This window comes from Bacillus cereus group sp. BfR-BA-01310 (assembly GCF_022664325.1).
Taxonomy (GTDB): domain Bacteria; phylum Bacillota; class Bacilli; order Bacillales; family Bacillaceae_G; genus Bacillus_A; species Bacillus_A paramycoides.
Genome location: NZ_JAKUHD010000040.1, coordinates 1 through 18,108, shown reverse-complemented (window position 1 = coordinate 18,108; position 18,108 = coordinate 1). Strand labels below are relative to the sequence as shown.

The following is an 18,108-nucleotide window of genomic DNA, read 5'->3' as shown; positions in this document are numbered from 1 at the left end:
CACCTAGATTTAGAAACTCGCAAAAATATCCAGGAAGTAAGCCATATTATGGCTACTATGAAAATGAAAATTACATTATTAGTTGGTGCCGGGGGCATTTATTAGAACTAAAACATCCTGAGGAGATGGACGAGAGATACAAAGAATTTAAATTTGAACATTTACCAATTATTTTGGAACCGGAATATAAAGTGAAATCGGATAGTCTCGAACAAGTTCAAATATTGGTTAGATTGTTAAAACGTCCCGATGTAGATCATGTGGTAAATTCATGTGATGCAGACAAAGAGGGTGAGCTTATCTATCGAGAAGTGCGCCCATACGGGCTTGTAGAGAACCTGTAATGACCAAACAGTGGGTGAAAGGTACAAAGGAAATACACCCATCATCAGCCAGCTTATCCGGATGGGAAACCCAAAGGGGAGCATAGCATGCTGGAAAAGCCATAAGTTGACTAGTTACCATGTCACGACTGAATGGCAAGATGAAAGGTTATGAATAAGGATGAAGGCTATACTGCTTGAATGACAGTCTGGCTGGGATAAAGATACCCATAACGGAATGGTAAATATATACGTTATGCAGTCCAACATCTATACAGAGATATAGATGATAGGGAATTAAGATAATTTCTCGGTCTTAATTTGAAGTACCTCCGAACTGAGCACTTCCAATAAGGAAGATAACAGGCGAACGTCACATCCGATATCATAACAAGTCTGTCTCTATAAGCACTAAATGGGGATTACCTAAGTTGGAGTGCCGTAATAGGCTATGACAGTTTCGTGTCTAAATATCCAATATGGTAACGGAAATTCCGTAGTAGTCAGAGCTAGGGAAAGCCTAGTACACGGCGAAGGGGATTAGCTTGTTTCGTTTAATAGAATCCAGGAAGGAGCGAGAGGCTCTATGAGAAATCCAGAAATTGTATTAAACAATCTAGTCCAAAAGTCCAATACTATCAATTTTAAATATGAAAGATTATATCGAAACCTTTATAACAAAGAATTTTTCCTACTTGCCTATGCACGTTTAGCTTCAAAAGAGGGAAACATGACGAAAGGAATCGATGATTCCACTATAGATGGCATGAGTATGGAAAAAATAGAAAGACTGATTGAACTCTTAAAATCAGAAAAATACCAACCCAAACCAGTAAGAAGAGTTTATATTCCTAAAGCGAATGGGAAAATGAGGCCCTTAGGGATTCCATCTTTTGAAGATAAACTCATACAAGAAATCGTAAGGGCGATATTAGAAGCAATTTATGAAGGGATTTTTTCAAACCTATCTCATGGTTTCAGACCTAATAGAAGCTGCCATACAGCTCTTCAACAAATTAAAAGTACATTTGGTGGAACAAGATGGTTCATTGAAGGGGATATTTGTTCTTTCTTTGACAATATTCATCATCACACCCTTGTCACGCTTCTTAGAAAAAGGATACAAGATGAAAAATTTATCCGTCTCATTTGGAAGTTCTTACGTGCAGGTTACATGGAAGAGTGGCAATTTTATAAGACGTATAGCGGTACTCCTCAAGGAGGCGTTATAAGCCCAGTTTTATCAAACATATATCTAGATGAACTAGACCGATATGTAGAACAATATATTCAAGATTTTAACAAGGAAAAACGCCGAAAGACAAATCGAGAGTACAAAATCATAGACAGTAGGATATATAGACTTCGAAAAAAGATGGAACTGTATCCAATAAAATCGCCAGAACGAATGGAGCTCTTACAATCAATCAAAGAACTCCAAGGAAAAATGAGGGAAATACCTTGTACAGATCCTCTTGATGAAGGTTTTAAACGTCTCACATACTGTCGGTATGCGGATGATTTTATCCTAGGGGTAAATGGTTCGAAAAAAGATGCAGAAGAAATTAAGTTAAAATTATCAAATTTCCTTCAAAAAGAACTCAAACTTGAACTATCAAATGAAAAAACATTAATTACCCATACTAGTAAATTTGCGACATTTTTAGGATATAAACTGACGATGTGTAAAAATGAGTCTATTACAAAAAATAATTTAGGAATTAAGAAAAGACATTACAGTCATAAATGTAAACTGTATGTACCGAAAGAAGTTTGGGTAGGCAAAATAAAGGAACTCGGTGTTTTAAAAATTGATAAAAATGGGGTTTGGAAACCAGTACACAGACCATACCTTCTACAACTTAGCGATATAGAAATAATAAGTATCTATAATGCGGAAATAAGAGGTCTCTATAATTATTACAAACTAGCAAATAATGTGAGCGTGTTATATAAGTTTATGTATTTTATGAAATATAGTCTTTACAAAACATTTGCGGCTAAATACAAAAAAACAATGCGAAAAATAATCAAAAAGTATAGTCGTAACAAAATATTCATGGTCTCTTACGAGACAAAAGAAGGTACCAAATATAGAGCGCTCTATAATGAAGGATTTTCTAGGGAACTGAGACCAATAATACAACAACGAATTGATATACTTCCCAATACAACGATGTACACATGTCGGACGGAATTAACACAGCGACTTCTTGCCAATCAATGTGAATGGTGTAAGGAGGAAGGTAAACCTGTCGAGGTTCACCATGTGCGAAAATTAAAAGATTTAAAAGGAAAGAGTAAATGGGAAGTAAAAATGATTGCTAGGAAGAGAAAAACAATGGTGTTGTGCAAGAAATGTCATCAAGATTTACATGCTGGTAGACTAGATTAACAAGTGGAGAGCCGTATACCTTGAGAGGGGTACGTACGGTTCGGAGGGGAGTACATGGAAACCTACCATGGAAACATGGAAAGGCGCTGGGTACTTACCCTACATAGTTGAACATGCAGGTGTGAACAAGCGAGAATCCCGTCTTTTTATCTCTTCTTATGAGGCCGCAGAATTAGAGGGGGCTTTGAATCGATTAGAACCAGGAGCAGACTATGACGGACTTGCTCAATCAGCTAAAGCAAGGCAATACCTGGATTACATTCTAGGAATTAATGTTACAAGGGGCTGTACATCGAAACTAGCAAGAAACCAATTCTTATTGGCTTCTGGTCGTGTTCAAATGTGTATCTTGAATGAAATCCGTCAAAGGGAAATTGCTATCCAAAACTATAAAGAACAAACCTACTACAATTTAAAGCTAGTAACGGAAAATGGTTTATCACCCGTGATGAAAACAGAAGATCAACTGATAGATCCATCCCCACTCCAAAAACTTGGAGATAGTTTGAAAGAAACAAATGTAATCGTTACGGAATTTAAAGAAATTACGAGAAAAAAGAAACCAAAATTGTTATATAACTTAACAGATATCTACAAAGATGCTCACGCCAAGCTGAAGGTAAATGCAGAAACAGCAAAAAAACATATTCAGAGTTTGTATGACGAAGGCTTTATCACGTACCCTCGTTCTTCATCCAGGCACTTACCTACCGAACAAGTGGAACGAGTAAAAGAAGTAATGGGAGCATTAGAAAAAAGTGCCTATGTAAATCTAGTACAACAAGTGGTTCCATCCTCTATTACGAAAAGACATACTACTTTTAATGATGAGTTAGTAAGTAGTCACTTTGCCATCATTCCAACAACAAAATTATATGTCGGGACCAACCGAAATCCATTAGAAAAACAGTTATATGACTTAATTGTAAAACGATTTATCGGGAACTTTATGAAACCAGCAATCTACCTGGTAAGAGAAGTACACTTTATAGATCAAGAGGGCAACACATATAGTACAAAAGAAAAGATCCTACAAGAGAAAGGGTTTTTAAGTGTTTTTCAAGAGGATATAGAGGAGGGGTCAGTTGAGGCATTTCAAATACCCGTTTTACAGGAGGGAGATTCTTTCAGAATCGTTCAGTATGACTTGGTTGATTCACGAACAAAGAAACCAGCCTTTCATACGGAAAGTTCCATTTTAACCTTTATGGAAACGGCAGGACGTAAATTGGATGATGAACATTTGAAAGAGCTCATGAAAGGAAAACGGATTGGGACAGTCGCAACGGAAGAAACATTTATTCCGAAACTGTTAGAGCGAAGCTATATTGATGTTACCAACAACCAGATTCGAACCACTAATATTGGCCGTGCGTTTATAGATGCTTTTCCGGTAGATGAAATCAAAAATCCAGCTTATACGGCTGAAATGGAAGGGATGATCTACATGATCGAAAAGAAAGAAATGAAATATGATGAATTTGTAGAGAAAACAAACACGTTTGTAAAGGATACGGTAGAGCAACTAGGCGCAATGGATGATAAGGTGTCGGATAGCATTATTAATACTTGGAATCAGCAAATTGAGGTGTGTAAATGCCCTTGTAGAAAGGGAAAAATCCTTCATAAAGGAAATTTTTATGGGTGCAGTAATTATCCAGAATGTGAAATCTCCTTACCGAAAAAAATTAAAGAAAAAGCGATTCCGGAGGTGCAAGCGAAAAAGCTGTTTGAGGATAAGAAAACAGATCTTTTAAAGGGATTTAAGTCCAATGAGAAAGAGTTTTCCGCTTATCTAGTGTTACATGAAGGAAATATCAAATTTCAGTTTCCAACACAAGAGGAGCTGTCATTTGGTAAATGCCCAAAATGTAAAAAAGGTGAGATCCTTCATCGTAAAACGTTCTATGGATGCACGGAGCATAAAAACGGATGTGATTTTATGTTGCCAGCCAAGATGAAAGGGAAAGCGATCCCTGGTAATCAGATGAAAAAGCTAATTCAGTATAAAACAACGGATTTTATAAACGGCTTTCAAGGAGAAAAGGGAGAATTTACAGCAGCTATCTATATGGAAGCGGACGGAAGTCTGAAATTCCGTTTTCCAACAACTGAAGATCGTACAATTGGCAAATGCCCACTATGCAAAAGTAGAGTTCTTGTGGGAAAAAGTAATTACTTATGTGAGCGATATAAAAAGGGCTGTGACTTCATCATTTTTGGTACATTCTCTGGTAAAAATCTAAGTAGTAACCATGTGAAAAAGTTATTAGAAAAGAATGTGACAGATCAAATCAAAGGTTTTATCTCAAACAAAAACGGGAAGAAATTTGACGCTCGTTTATCATACAGCGTACAGGAGAAGCGATTAAAATTCTTATTCGGCAAATAAACATGAAATATATCAACTATAAATAGCAAAAGAGGACTAGGAAACGGAATAGTCCTCTTTTTTATTTCATTTTATAGAGTAAAGGGGGGATTCCGTAATGGCATATGTCAGTGCGGAGGATGCAATGAAAGCAAGAAATATTGACTTGATTTCATATCTGGAAGCAAAAGGAGAAACGTTTAAGAAAGAAGGGAACTATTATCGTCATACGGAACATGACAGTCTCATCATTAAAGGGAATCAATACGCCTGGAATAGTCGAGGGGAAAAAGGATATGGAGCGATTAGCTTTGCGATGATGTACTATGACATGACATTCCCTCAAGCCGTGATGGACATTCAGAAGGGGGACTACAAAGAGTTTGATCGTTCAAAAGCTGAAGAGGAACGCCAAAAAGAGCAGCAGCCCTTTATCTATCCAAAACACTTAGAGGTACCGAAACAAACAGAGATCAAGCGATACTTAATTGATGAACGGAAAATAGATCCTCGCTTGGTGAACTGGTTGATTAAAAAGGATCTCATCGCCCAGGATAAGAAAAATAATGTGGTGTTCAAATGGAGGGAAGAAGGAGGCAAAGGGCAAGTAATTGGAATGAACCGTCAAGGTACGGTCAAAATGGAGAATAAAAGGGGAAGCTTTAAGCAAATTGTCCCGAATTATGAAAAAATCAATGCCGGTTTTACAGTTGATGTGGGTAAGCCGGATAAAATCTATTTTTATGAAGATCCGATTGATATGTTATCCCATTGGAGCATCAAGCAAAATAATATCCAAAACGCTCGCCTGGTTTCTATGCATGGATTGAAGTCAAAAACAGTGATTCAATCTTTAATTGATGCGAAAAAAGAAGGGCACGATATTAAAGAGGTCATTATGGCAGTTGATAACGATAAGTCTGGGAAAGACTTCATTCAGACGATGAAATGCTTTGTAGATCTTAAAGAGGATATTCCAACGAATGAAAAAGATTGGAACGATGTCCGGAAGAAACAAGTGAGTGAACAACAGGCAAAAGAAACAGCTCAACCAAAGAAAATGAAACCAATTAAAGAGGTGGAGAGAAGTGTCTAATCTACCAGCCATGCCAAACATATTACAAATTTTGATTTATGGTTTTATCCTTTATGTTCTTTTTCGTATTTGTAAATTTATGTACCGGAAGATCCAGGAGCGAAGAATATTAAAGCGAATGGCTAAGTCCGGTATTCGCTATATAGACAAAAATGAGCTGAAGGCCCTTAAATAGCTATTTAGAGATAAAGCGATGTTTTAGGAATCTTTAAAATATTAACTTGAATAGCATATGTACTACCTACAAAACGTTGATATTGTGTATTATCAAGATCTAAAGTATAAATATCCTTACGAAATATAGAAAAGTACATATTAGACATGAACTATATGTACTTTCCTTTTATCAAATTAAAGAACTTGATAGATTAATGATAAGAAGCATAATCAATCTACTCTCTAATGATAATTGTATAGTTTATATATATTAAGGTGATTTTTTACTTTTATTAGATAACTTATTCTTAATAGTTTTAAAAAGGTTACACATCACTTGTATACTAAAACCATTTATCTTATTCGATATTTGATGTCCACAATTGTACTCTATTTTTAGTTTTGTATATTTAAACTCTGTTTAGACAAGAGAATTTTCTAATCTTCTTGACGAGGAGACAGGAGCATATTTTGTAATGCTTTTCCAAATAAATTTAAGGGCATATGTTCTTCGCTAATATAATAACATAGGGCCATACCATTTTCTAATGAAAGAATAGTCCATGCCATTTCGTTAGCAGATAGAGCAGATTCATTCTCATTCTCTTTTGACATCAATTTCTCAATAGCTTTGGAAATTTGTTCTACCGATTTGGTTATCATATTTGACCATTTATGGCGTACCGATTCTTCACGCATCGCATAAAGGAGAAACTCCATGTTAAGCATGCTCCATGTTCGATTTTTTTGTCTACTTGAAAGAGAATATTCATCCAAAATTCCGATGAATTGTGATAATGAATGCTGTTGGTCTATTATTTGATGGATGTTATGCACGTGTAAACGTATTTGTTTTTCCAATATGGCTAGAAAGAGCTCTTCTTTGGAATTAAAATGAGCATAAACGGCTCCCTTACTAAACCCGGCATACTCTGCAATTTTATCAACAGAAGCTCCGTGAAAGCCTAATTGAGCAAAGACCTCAACAGCTGATTCTAAAAGTAATTGCCGTGTTTCCTTTTTTCTTTCTTCTTGAGTTAATCTTCGTTTGATCATTTCTCCTCCTCCGTATCTTGACAATTATATCATATAGAACTAATATACCATATAGTATATAAATTCCGTTTGGTATTTAAATTACGGAAGGAATCTATGTATTAAATAATCAGCAATAATGTCATTTTAGATTAGATTATGAAAATTATAGATAATCTAGTAAAAGGAGAGACGAGAAATAATGCAAAAGATAGATCCCCTTAAAATACCAAAACAGACTCCAGCAAAAATTTTAGCGCAAACAGTTAAAACCGGGATTATTAAATCAAACCTGATTCCAATGTTTGCTGGATTGACATTGGCATTATATACATATCAGATTAGCTTGTTTGAGAAACTTCCAGAAATAATATTTGCTTTGATTGGCTCTATTTTAGTAATGGGTGCAGCAGGAGCTTTTAATAACTTGTATGATCGTGATATTGATTCTATTATGGAGAGAACAAAAAATAGACCCACTGTGACAGGAGAAATAAAACCAAAAGCTGTATTATGGCTAGGCATTTTAATGACCATCTTGGGATTGTTTTCTCTTGCATTAACAACTCTGCTAGCAGCATTCTTAGGGTTTTTAGGCTTATTTTTTTATATTGTCCCATATACAATGTGGAGTAAAAGAAGAACAATTTATAATACGGAGGTTGGAAGTATTTCAGGAGCAATGCCCCCTCTTATTGGATGGGCTGCTATTTATCCAGACATTACACATCCTGCTATTCTTGGTCTTTTTGTGATTACAGTCATTTGGCAAATGCCTCATTTCTATGCCATAGCTATTCGCAAACACGATGAGTATAAGGCAGCTAAAGTTCCTATGCTTCCAGTAGTCAAAGGTGTTAAAAGAACATATTTGCAAACTAATATTTATTTAATCATTTTAATTGCAATGAGTTTCCTATTTAGCTCTTTAAGCCTCGGCCTTACGTTAGTAGCACTTCTTTTAAGCATTTTATGGCTCGTCTTAAGTATTTTCGGCTATAAAAAAATGGATTCAGAGAAATGGGCAAAATCAATGTTTGTTTATTCCCTTCTTCATATGACTATCTTGTTTTCGACTGTAATTATATATTCTCTTATGGGCATTTTTTTTGATTTATAAAAATTATAATTTTGTAGTCATAACACGAAAAAATACTATTCTTTCAATAGAGTATAGGAAAGGATGGTGTTTTTGAAAAGAAGACATCGATTAAGATGTCTTCTTTTACTTGTAGACTTGGTGTTAAGAAAGTTCGATGTTTTCCTTTTTTTTTATTATAGTGAAATTGAAATTAAAATATAATAAATCAAACTGAGGTAGCGAATTTAAATAAAATTTCTACTACTTTTGTAGAGGGATCTTGATTAAATTTGGATGAAATCATATTTAAATAATGAAAAAAACGTTATTCTTTTAGTAGAAATATAAAGAAAGGATGGCGTTTTCGTATGAAAATTTCGGTTTCTGATGAACTACAATTGTTTTCTTCAGAATTACAACGATATATGTCACCTAATGCTTTAGAGCAATTAGCTAGAAATGTAGGATTTGTGAAACGAAAAAGTAAATACCGCGCACAAGATTTAGTGGCTCTATGTATTTGGTTAAGTCAAAACATAGCTCATACTTCATTGACACAATTATGTAGTCGATTAGAAGCTAACACGGGCATTTCTATGAGTTCAGAAGGACTCAACCAACGTTTTAATTCTCGAGCTGTACAGTTTTTACAACAGCTCTTAGCGTATTTACTTCACCAACAATTTTGTTCCTTTAGTAAGATTCCAAATTTGTATACAAACCATTTTTGTCGCATTCGTGTATTGGATTCTACACATTTTCAGATTCCAGATAAATTCGTTTCTATATACCAAGGCTCAGGAGGTAGTGGTCAAAGTGCCGGTGTGAAAATTCAATTAGAGTACGATTTGTTAAGTGGTCAGTTTCTACATGTTCATGTAGGATCGGGAAAGCACAATGATAAAATCTATGGTTCTACTTGCCTAAAATCTCTTCAACCGCAAGATGTATGTATACGTGACTTAGGATATTTCGACTTAAAAGATTTACATACCATAGACGAGCACGGTGCTTATTTCATCTCACGACTTAAGCTCAATACTCGTATATATCAGAAAAACAAAGAACCTGAATACTTTCAAAATGGAAGCATAAAAAAGCAATCTGAATACATTCAAATAGATATGGAGCAATTTATTGACCAATTACAGTCAGGTGAAACATATGAAATTCCTGAAATTTATATTGGGATGTATCAAAAGCTCCCTGCAAGACTGATTCTGTATAAATTAACTGAAACGCAAATGAAACGTAGACAAAAGGATTTAGCATCTAAAGAACATAAGAAACAAATTACCTATAAAGAACGCAGTAAACGGCTTAGTGCAATTAACTTTTACATTACAAATATTCCTTTGGAATATCTACCAAAGGAACAAGTATACGATTTTTACTCCTTACGATGGCAAGTTGAGCTTATCTTCAAAACATGGAAATCATTTTTTCGTATTCATCAATGTAATTCTGTAAAATTAGAACGACTAGAGTGTCACTTATACGGACAATTAATAAGTATCCTTCTTTGTTCCTCCACCATGTTTCAAATGCGCCAATTACTCCTCATCAAGAAGAAACGAGAATTAAGCGAATATAAAGCGATTTATATTATCAAAGATTATTTTTCACTTATTTATCAATCTTTACAAAAAGACGCCCAAGAATTAACAAAGATATTATTTCGTCTGTTCAATCTCTTACAGAAAAACGGACGAAAATCCCATAGGTATGAGAAGAAAACAGTCTTTGATATCTTAGGCGTCGTATACAACTTTTCTATGTATGACAATCAAGTAGCGTAATCTAAAAAAATTGAAATCCGATAGGGTTTATTTGGTATGCAAATCTTTAAAGAACCTACACTGGATCTTTAGAAAAAAGAAAAAATCACACCTGAAATTAACTTATATAATCTTAGCTTGATGGGCATGAGGCGGTACCCCAAATACAAAAAATCATATTGAGAAATTAATAAGTAAAACGAATTTTCTGTCTAATTAATTTAAAATAGAGTATGAGTTGTATGAGTTTTCTGTCATCGAAACCCTTGTACGAAAGAGAGATAGGATTATTCCTATCTCTCTTTCGTATTATTATTGAAATCTCATTCCAGATTGTTATAACATAAAAAAGGGAATTGAGTGGTGAGAGACTCAATTCCTTAGGTGAAGTACAATAAAATTACAGCTGTAGAAGCGATAAAAAAAATAGGAATGAAGAGTAATACGTTTTCTTATTCCCCCTTTTCGTGGTGGGGATGGGCAAAAACCCCCAATAACCGAACTGGAAATTGAAAAATGACTTATCCTATCGATAAGTCATTTTTATATCGCAATTATCAACAATATAATTTAATAAAGCCAAAAAATAAAAAATCCGATTTTAAATCATATTGGAAATAAAAGGAATGATGTGGCCTATTTTTACACGTATCTTCTCCTTAGCATATTTCACCAATTGAATTTGAAACACATCTGTATGCTATTTGGTGAAATTTACTATTCGAGACGTAATTATTGCAGTAATCAAGATGATAATAGCGGTTATCAAGCCAGATTCTCCAATCCAAATCTCAGTTTGATATCCTGTACTTGCACGTGCGAAAGGTCCTTGAATAATGGCATTCCAAGTGGTGTGGATGATAACCGACGGCCAAACACTACCTGTGATAAGTCGTAAATAAGCTGTAATATAACTGAATGGTACAATACAAAAATAGATGCCAAGTACAGAGAGAAAGACAGATGGTCCCTCTACGTATAGACCAGCAATAACAATTGGAACATGCCACGTTGCCCAAATCAATCCACTAATAAGGATGGGGCGTGAAAACTCTGCATCGACTAGCCTTGTAAGCATATAGCCTCGCCAACCCATTTCTTCTCCCAAAACTGGGATTAAGCTAAGCAAACTTCCGAAAATGCCGCTCAATACTACTAGATAAATGAAACTGAATGGGGCCGTTAGATACTGAAGCCCAAGTATATTGTAGATTGGTTCTAACATACCACCTTCGGGATTCTGAAACCCCGCAATTCCGCTCAACCAGGCGATAGAATAAGTAATTCCACAAATAATCATAGGGATTAGCAGAGCAAAACCAATCCCCTTCCATATCTTTAAGTTACCGAGACTAAAAGATACATCTTTAAACCCTTCTTTCAGTATTATGCGAGTCAAAATAGAAGAAATTGCTGGGGTAAACATATATACCACAATAAGCGGCATACTTTTAGTAATTATTACTACTACATTTAGGATAATAGAAGTAATGATTAAGATACTCAGAAAGAGTTGCAGTCCTATTTTAGCACGTTGAATTTTATCTTTATTGTGGAACGATTTTGCGTGTAATATCATTGTAATCCGCCCTTCCCCTTTAATTCACTTATTTATCGAATTTACTTCTTGTCATTTCCACAGACACAACTTAGAATAAAAATATTTTGGCATACAGATTCATTCATCTTTAAAATCCCTCCCAACTTTATAATCTAGTCTTACTTGCGACTCATCAATGTAATTATTATTTATAAGTTGTCATAGCCGATAGTACAAAAGTGTAATGATTAGTCTATGACCTGTGTCAATTAACCTTATGACAATATGTAACTAGAAAATATGATATGAGATAGATAACAATTGAATTAAGGCAATTGATTGGTGCAAGTACATGAATCAATCTTGCTTTTACAAATAATTCAATTGAGGTGGAAAAAATGAATAAGAAAAGAATAATTGCAATGGTTAGTACAGCTTTATTAGTCACAGGATGTGTAGAAGTAGGAAAGGCTCAAACAGTAGCAGTCGAAAATTCAGGTCAATCAATCCAAAAAAATATAGTTAAATCAATACAATCACAGGCTTACCCATTAAAAACGATAGAGCCGTCAAAATCATTTGAGGATTTAAAACCACTTAAGAAAATGATTGGGAGCGCACAATATGTAGGATTAGGAGAGAATACTCATGGAAGCTCTGAAATTTTCACTATGAAGTTTCGCCTTGTGAAATATTTGGTTACTGAGATGGGTTTTACAAATTTCACAATGGAAGAAGATTGGGGAAACGGCTTAAAACTAAATGAATATATCCAAACAGGAAAAGGAAACCCTAGGGAATTTTTAAACTTGTTATATCCTACTGATGAAATTATAGCCATGATTGAGTGGATGAAAGATTATAATGCTGATCCATCCAATAAAAAAAAGATCCAATTTATCGGGCTCGACTTAAAGGAATTGGACCAAGGTTGCTTTAATAAAGTAATTGATTATGTAAGGCTGCATCGACCAGATTTGCTGGCAGAAGTAGAAGAAAATTATAAAGAATTGTCGGCTTTTAATGGAAGTGTACTGGAATATATGAACCTTGCTCCTGAAATGAAAGAGAAGTTCAAAGCAAACGCTGAGAGAGTAGCCCAATTACTAAAAGATGAGAATGGGCAAGCCAAAACAGAATTAGTTTCACCCGAGTACATCTGGGCGAAAGCAACGGCAAGTGTAATAGAGAAATATACCACAATGCTAATTCCTAACGACTATCCAAGTATGTTAAAGCTACATGAGCAATACTTGGCCGATCATGCAATGTGGGCACAAGAGACATTGGGTGGTAAAACGATGGTATGGGGACACAATATTCATATAGCTAAAGGAATTATCGATGAGAAGTTATACCCTTATGTTGCGGGGCAGTATTTGAAGGAACGTTTAGACAATAATTATGTCACAATTGGCAGTACAACTACGGAGGGGAATTTCACCTTATACAACGACACCGCAGATAAGATTATAACGGATCTGATTCCACAAGATGTAAATAGTTTCAATTATACCCTCGGAAAAGTACCATATAAAATGTTTTTATTGGATAACCGTCACCTTAAAGGACCAGCAGAGAAATGGGTTAAAGCAAAAAGACCATTACTAAGTATAGGGGGGCGACTCGTACCGAACGAATCGGCATACTTTGATAAGTCATTGCTTGAGCAATTTGATATTATTTTTCATATTCGAAAAACAAGTCCATCTCATATTAAATAAAAATACAAAACAATCCCTTCTTGCATCTGCAAGAACGGGATTGTTTTATGGAGATTAATATAAGCATCTTTTTTAACCAGAAGTAGGTTACTCTCCCCTTTTTAGCATCATTTAGAAATGTCATATGACACTTTTACACTAGTGAGAATGACAAAAAAAGCAGTACAATTCGGTTATTACATAGATAGGAGCGATGAACTTTATGAAATCAAGATTCATCCAGAATGGTTATTTTTTATTGCTAACTTTCGTTACAGGATTGTTTTATTTTTGTTTTTATCTAATAGCTCTGCTATTCAGCTTCACCCTTTCATTTACGGTAATTGGGATTCCACTAGTTATACGCGTACTACAGACTACTACACCTTTTATCCAATTCGAGCGCATACAGACGAAAATTTATACAGATATTTCAACAGACTCTTATGACAGAAGTATAACAATAGATACATCGAACTGGACTCAGGTGAAATTGGTGCTTACCGATCGTCGCAATTGGTCTGCTGTCTATTGGTTAATGCAGAAATTTGTGATTGGCATTTTTAGTCTCATTTGTGCAACCATTTTTTATATAATGCCACTTATGTTGCTGTTGGCACCACTACTGTATCACTACATCGAAATGAATATTATATTCATACAGATAGATACTTTTGCCAAGTCACTCTTTGTAATGTTTATGGGTATAGTATTTACCGCCATAAGTATTAGAATAGTAGATGGTTTGACAAAGAAAATTGGGGGCTATACACGTAGCATGATTCGGCAACTAAATCGATAGAAGTTTGCCTTCTGTGAGAGATTGTAGTGTAAAATTAAAAATTATAACAATGTATGAAGGATTAATTTATACTATAGGGAGTAAAAAGGTAGGCTACTTAGGGGGGAAATAACTTGTTAGATATGGTTAAGTATTGGTTTTGGTACGATTGGATTATGTTAGGAGTCCGTATACTTGTTAGTGTCTCTATCGTCCTAATCACATTAGATTTTCAGGATGGTTTAACATTGCCACTTTGGATTATTATTTTTTGGGAGGTTGTTGCCTTCTCTATTCCATGGGTAGCCTTACTGTTCAATTACAAATATTACTTGTTCACAGAAATACTGCTATATGGTGGACTGTGTATATATTTAACCTCTTTATTTCCGGAAGCTAACAAGACATTTCTTATATCGGTTTTTCTGATTGCTGCGAATAGTAAGCATTTGTCCTATTATTGGACAGCTCCAACAACAGTTTTTATAACAACTGGAATTCTCTATGCGGTTGCGCCAAGTAATAGCTATTGGATTTTGGTTACCTACTATGGACTCGCTTATGTAATGGGCTTCGCTTTCCATTTATTAATCGTCAATCATAAGCAAAATGAAGCGATTCGTAAACAAAACGCGGTACTTGAGCAATATATGTCTCAGATTGAACGCATTACACTGGCAGAAGAACGGAACAGACTGTCGAGTGAGCTTCATGATACAGTTGGTCACGCTTATACTTCTATTATTATGGGGATGGAAACGTTGCGTACCGAACTTGCTACTGAAATGGGTATACAGAGGCTAGATTCTTTGCTTGAAATGGGACGTAAAAGCATCGAGGACGTGAGAGGTTACCTACATCAAATGGATTCTCCGTGTCAATCGTCTTCCTTGATTCAATCTCTACAAAATCTTGGAGCCGAATTTCAGGAGCACGCTCAGGTAAATGTAAGTTTTAGGACATTCGGAGAGGAATATCAACTGTCTCAGCAAGCGAAGATCGCATTCATTCGTTGCTTACAAGAATCTCTTACAAATGCAGTACGTCATGGTCAGGGGACTGAAATTATAGTTTCATTGCAGTTTGAACAACAATATACGAGGTTAGAAGTTCAAGATAATGGAAAAGGAAATGTAGAATGGCAGGAAGGCTTCGGTATGAATGCGATGAAAGAGCGGGCAATGAACTTGCAAGGTCAATTGTCTGTATATACAAAGCCAGAGGAAGGAATGCTTGTTACATGTACCATACCGCGACAAACTGAAATAAAAGATGGACTTATTCGTTTATTAATTGTAGACGATCAGCCGTTTGTTCGGGAAAGTTTGAGGACACTACTCGATAGATATGAAGATTTAAATGTAGTCGGTTTGGCTGAGGATGGCAATCAAGCCATCGATTTGTGTGGGCGCCTTCAACCCCATGTTATACTTATGGATTTAGATATGCAGCACATGGATGGAGTCGAAGCAACCAAAAAGATTAAGCAGCAATGGCCACATATCCGCGTATTGATTTTTACAACTTTTCAAGATACCGAACAGGCGTTGGAATCATTTCGCAACGGTGCGGATGGTTTTTTACTCAAATCTATTGAAACATTGGAGCTAGCTAATACGATCCGACTTATTCACAAAGGTGGGACACTGATTGATCAGGGAATGTCTCACAAAATATTTGAGAAGTTTGATGAGCAAAAAGAGACACCACAATCAAAAGCAACCGCTTATGAGCTAACAGCTAGGGAGATAGAAATATTGCAGCTAGTGGCAAAAGGACTTCGATATACTACCATAGCATCAAGGTTATATCTATCGAATGGTACGGTCAGAAATTATGCTTCCACAGCTTATACAAAGCTAGGAGTCAACAACAAAGAAGAAGCTGTTCAAAAGGCTCTAGAAATTGGAATTATTAGACCTCTTCGATAATTAAAGCTTTTATGATAAATTAGTGTAAAAAAAGAAAAAGAGGTTGTTATGAATATCTATGAAAAAAGTCACAAACTATCCGATGGAGAGTTCAAGTGTCTTATGGGGGTGCAAAGAGAAACCTTTGAAGAAATATTATAAAAGAAAGAGGTAATTATATATACAAACCCATTTTGTATGCAGCACAAGCTTATTACAAAGCACATGAGGGCTGGGTTGTAACGAACAGTATGTATACAATGCAAGCGAAAGAATTGGCAGAGGCATGCAATGTAAAACTAATAGATCGTGTAGAACTTCAGAAATTGATTAATAAAATTAATCCCGAATATTCGGCTGAAGATGTATATCAAGGGGTAAAACCTGCAGAACGGAAATGCCCAACATGTAAAAATCATTTAGTCGTTAGAAATTCAAATCAAACAGGGAATAAGTTTTTTGGCTGTTCTCAATATCCAACATGTACACATACAGAACCAATCAATTCATGAGCTGTGATGAAAATCCAGCTCTTTTTCTTTTTATTTAGGCGCTGTTAAAAATACTGCAAATGAATAATCCGCTATTATTTACGCACTCTAATCCATATTATGCAGTAAGTTTGGAGTCAATTATATGTTTAAACGGAAACTGTTAATGACATTTTGTGGAGTTATAATGATGATTTTATTTACATCTCCAATAGAAGGAAAGGCAGAAAATATATCTAATAAAGATTTTTATGATTCTTATAATACTTTATTAGCTCCTTACGCAAGTGAGACTATCCGAAGTAAACTTGGACCAGAACACCAGTATAGTTTAACGGATGCAAAAATTATAAAAATTGAGCGTTCTCAAAAATATACCTTCACCTTTATTGTAGTAGCTAAATATAGAACGTATACCAACGCTCACAATCCACCTAATCATGTTGTAACAATAACCTATAATGTTAGTCCAAGCGGGGTAAAAGTTATTGATTTCAAACAAAAAAAAGAAAAAAAGTGAGTTTACAATTCATTTTCTTTCTATATCAATAGGTAGAGTAGCTGACTTTTGGAATTCAAATAAACAGGAAATAAGTTTTTTGGTTGTTCTTAATATCCAACAAGTACACATACAGAACCAATTAATACATGAGCTGTGATGAAAATCCGGCTCTTTTTTCATTTATTTAAAGAATGCATGAAAAAATCAGTTTAACTAAAAAATGACTCTTCAGATTTGGTTGTATGGTATTTTGATGTAATTGTTAATACAATAAGTCGTATTTGTCATAAAAACGCATGTAAAGGGAGAAACGGACTTTAAATGCGCTTTTAGGGTTTTTAGAGAAAATAAAAAGGGAGTCATTATTTACGACTTAACCCTTTGTCTACGATCTGACGAATTGCTTCGTTTCGATTCTTCAGCTTATTTTCATGCCAATAATTTTCTATTTGTTCCACTTGTTCTTTTGTAAAAGTAACTAAAATTTGAGTGTACTTGTCTTTATTAACAGCCATATTACAACCTCCTCTATAAAAAGAATTATAAGTTATATAACTTATATTGACAACTAGAAAAACGAGTAATAATATGGTTATATGGGTTATATAACTTTATTGAGGAGGTTATTATATGGAACGGAAAATTAAAAAGATGATGGCTGATCTTCAATTTATTATGAATCATGGTCAAATCAGTGTAGATTTTATGGATTTAGGCTATAAAAGAATGCTTTTTAGTGCATTAGAAGCTACTGGAAAAAAGTTTAATGTGCATACAAATGAACAGAATGAAACAACCTTGTTCTTAAAGTTAGTTTAGTAAATTTACGTAATGAGGAGCTGTTAATAATGGAGCAGTTAACCATTTTTGACGTAATGGATGAAACTAAAAATAAGCTTTATGAGGTATTAGAGAAAAATGGATTAGATTATAAGATTCATAAGTA

Annotated in this window: 12 protein-coding genes and 4 pseudogenes; 13 read left to right on the top strand and 3 right to left on the bottom strand. The window is 34.8% G+C overall.

Annotated features, from left to right (window positions below):
* From MR109_RS28070 to MR109_RS30330, 5 genes and pseudogenes are all read left to right on the top strand, one after another.
* Positions 1–314 (top strand): annotated as a pseudogene (locus MR109_RS28070) (toprim domain-containing protein); the annotation flags it as partial.
* Positions 315–909: 595 nt separating this feature from the next.
* Positions 910–2,718 carry a reverse transcriptase/maturase family protein gene (locus MR109_RS28065; RefSeq protein WP_242274675.1) on the top strand — a complete coding sequence of 603 codons (1,809 nt, stop codon included), beginning with the start codon at positions 910–912 and terminating at the stop codon, positions 2,716–2,718.
* A gap of 103 nt (positions 2,719–2,821) precedes the next feature.
* Positions 2,822–5,110 (top strand): annotated as a pseudogene (locus MR109_RS28060) (type IA DNA topoisomerase); the annotation flags it as partial.
* Between the two features lie 97 nt (positions 5,111–5,207).
* Positions 5,208–6,185: a DUF3991 and TOPRIM domain-containing protein gene (locus MR109_RS28055; RefSeq protein WP_242274674.1), complete on the top strand. Its 978-nt coding sequence runs from the start codon at positions 5,208–5,210 to the stop codon at positions 6,183–6,185.
* Positions 6,178–6,336: pseudogene (locus MR109_RS30330) on the top strand (restriction endonuclease); the annotation flags it as partial. The gene MR109_RS28055 and the pseudogene MR109_RS30330, both read left to right, overlap by 8 nt.
* Before the next feature lie 443 nt (positions 6,337–6,779).
* Here MR109_RS30330 and MR109_RS28045 read toward each other — a convergent pair.
* Positions 6,780–7,397: a TetR/AcrR family transcriptional regulator gene (locus tag MR109_RS28045; protein ID WP_242274673.1), complete on the bottom strand. Its 618-nt coding sequence runs from the start codon at positions 7,395–7,397 to the stop codon at positions 6,780–6,782.
* A 181-nt stretch (positions 7,398–7,578) separates the two neighbouring features.
* Here MR109_RS28045 and cyoE point away from each other — a divergent pair, with 181 nt between their 5' ends.
* Both cyoE and MR109_RS28035 read left to right on the top strand, forming a co-directional pair.
* The gene (cyoE, locus tag MR109_RS28040) at positions 7,579–8,496 is read left to right on the top strand and encodes a heme o synthase (RefSeq protein ID WP_242274672.1); all 918 of its coding nucleotides are present in this window, start codon (positions 7,579–7,581) and stop codon (positions 8,494–8,496) included.
* Positions 8,497–8,825: 329 nt separating this feature from the next.
* Positions 8,826–10,256 carry an IS4 family transposase gene (locus tag MR109_RS28035; RefSeq protein ID WP_242274671.1) on the top strand — a complete coding sequence of 477 codons (1,431 nt, stop codon included), beginning with the start codon at positions 8,826–8,828 and terminating at the stop codon, positions 10,254–10,256.
* A 679-nt stretch (positions 10,257–10,935) separates the two neighbouring features.
* Here MR109_RS28035 and MR109_RS28030 read toward each other — a convergent pair.
* Positions 10,936–11,814, bottom strand: coding sequence for a CPBP family intramembrane glutamic endopeptidase (locus tag MR109_RS28030; RefSeq protein WP_098146790.1), 879 nt, complete (start codon positions 11,812–11,814; stop codon positions 10,936–10,938).
* Positions 11,815–12,173: 359 nt separating this feature from the next.
* On the opposite strand from MR109_RS28030, the gene MR109_RS28025 reads away from it, so the two are divergent.
* The 5 genes and pseudogenes from MR109_RS28025 to MR109_RS28005 all read left to right on the top strand — a co-directional run bounded on the left by MR109_RS28025 (position 12,174) and on the right by MR109_RS28005 (position 17,180).
* Positions 12,174–13,499: an erythromycin esterase family protein gene (locus MR109_RS28025; RefSeq protein WP_242274670.1), complete on the top strand. Its 1,326-nt coding sequence runs from the start codon at positions 12,174–12,176 to the stop codon at positions 13,497–13,499.
* Positions 13,500–13,701: 202 nt separating this feature from the next.
* Entirely contained in the window at positions 13,702–14,280 is a 579-nt protein-coding gene (locus MR109_RS28020; RefSeq protein ID WP_242274669.1) for a sensor domain-containing protein, read from the top strand.
* 113 nt (positions 14,281–14,393) lie between these two features.
* The gene (locus MR109_RS28015) at positions 14,394–16,190 is read left to right on the top strand and encodes a helix-turn-helix transcriptional regulator (RefSeq protein WP_242274668.1); all 1,797 of its coding nucleotides are present in this window, start codon (positions 14,394–14,396) and stop codon (positions 16,188–16,190) included.
* Between the two features lie 173 nt (positions 16,191–16,363).
* Positions 16,364–16,681, top strand: a pseudogene (locus MR109_RS28010) (topoisomerase DNA-binding C4 zinc finger domain-containing protein); the annotation flags it as partial.
* A 124-nt stretch (positions 16,682–16,805) separates the two neighbouring features.
* Positions 16,806–17,180, top strand: a complete 375-nt coding sequence (locus MR109_RS28005; RefSeq protein ID WP_242274667.1) for a DUF3888 domain-containing protein — start codon at positions 16,806–16,808, stop codon at positions 17,178–17,180.
* Positions 17,181–17,524: 344 nt separating this feature from the next.
* Here the strand turns inward: MR109_RS28005 and MR109_RS28000 are convergent, their stop codons facing one another.
* On the bottom strand, positions 17,525–17,677 hold the full coding sequence (locus MR109_RS28000) for a ribbon-helix-helix domain-containing protein (protein ID WP_000290205.1): 153 nt from the start codon (positions 17,675–17,677) through the stop codon (positions 17,525–17,527).
* A gap of 115 nt (positions 17,678–17,792) precedes the next feature.
* Between MR109_RS28000 and MR109_RS27995 the strand changes: the two genes are divergently transcribed.
* Positions 17,793–17,981 carry a hypothetical protein gene (locus MR109_RS27995; protein WP_242274666.1) on the top strand — a complete coding sequence of 63 codons (189 nt, stop codon included), beginning with the start codon at positions 17,793–17,795 and terminating at the stop codon, positions 17,979–17,981.
* The last annotated feature ends 127 nt before the right edge of the window (positions 17,982–18,108 follow it).

Coding starts and splice junctions, on each gene's coding strand:
- MR109_RS28020 (WP_242274669.1), top strand. CDS start 13,702: ATGAAATCAAGATTCATCCAGAATGGTTATTTTTTATTGCTAACTTTC.
- cyoE (WP_242274672.1), top strand. CDS start 7,579: ATGCAAAAGATAGATCCCCTTAAAATACCAAAACAGACTCCAGCAAAA.
- MR109_RS28055 (WP_242274674.1), top strand. CDS start 5,208: ATGGCATATGTCAGTGCGGAGGATGCAATGAAAGCAAGAAATATTGAC.
- MR109_RS28065 (WP_242274675.1), top strand. CDS start 910: ATGAGAAATCCAGAAATTGTATTAAACAATCTAGTCCAAAAGTCCAAT.
- MR109_RS28045 (WP_242274673.1), bottom strand. CDS start 7,397: ATGATCAAACGAAGATTAACTCAAGAAGAAAGAAAAAAGGAAACACGG.
- MR109_RS27995 (WP_242274666.1), top strand. CDS start 17,793: ATGGAACGGAAAATTAAAAAGATGATGGCTGATCTTCAATTTATTATG.
- MR109_RS28025 (WP_242274670.1), top strand. CDS start 12,174: ATGAATAAGAAAAGAATAATTGCAATGGTTAGTACAGCTTTATTAGTC.
- MR109_RS28005 (WP_242274667.1), top strand. CDS start 16,806: ATGTTTAAACGGAAACTGTTAATGACATTTTGTGGAGTTATAATGATG.
- MR109_RS28000 (WP_000290205.1), bottom strand. CDS start 17,677: ATGGCTGTTAATAAAGACAAGTACACTCAAATTTTAGTTACTTTTACA.
- MR109_RS28030 (WP_098146790.1), bottom strand. CDS start 11,814: ATGATATTACACGCAAAATCGTTCCACAATAAAGATAAAATTCAACGT.
- MR109_RS28035 (WP_242274671.1), top strand. CDS start 8,826: ATGAAAATTTCGGTTTCTGATGAACTACAATTGTTTTCTTCAGAATTA.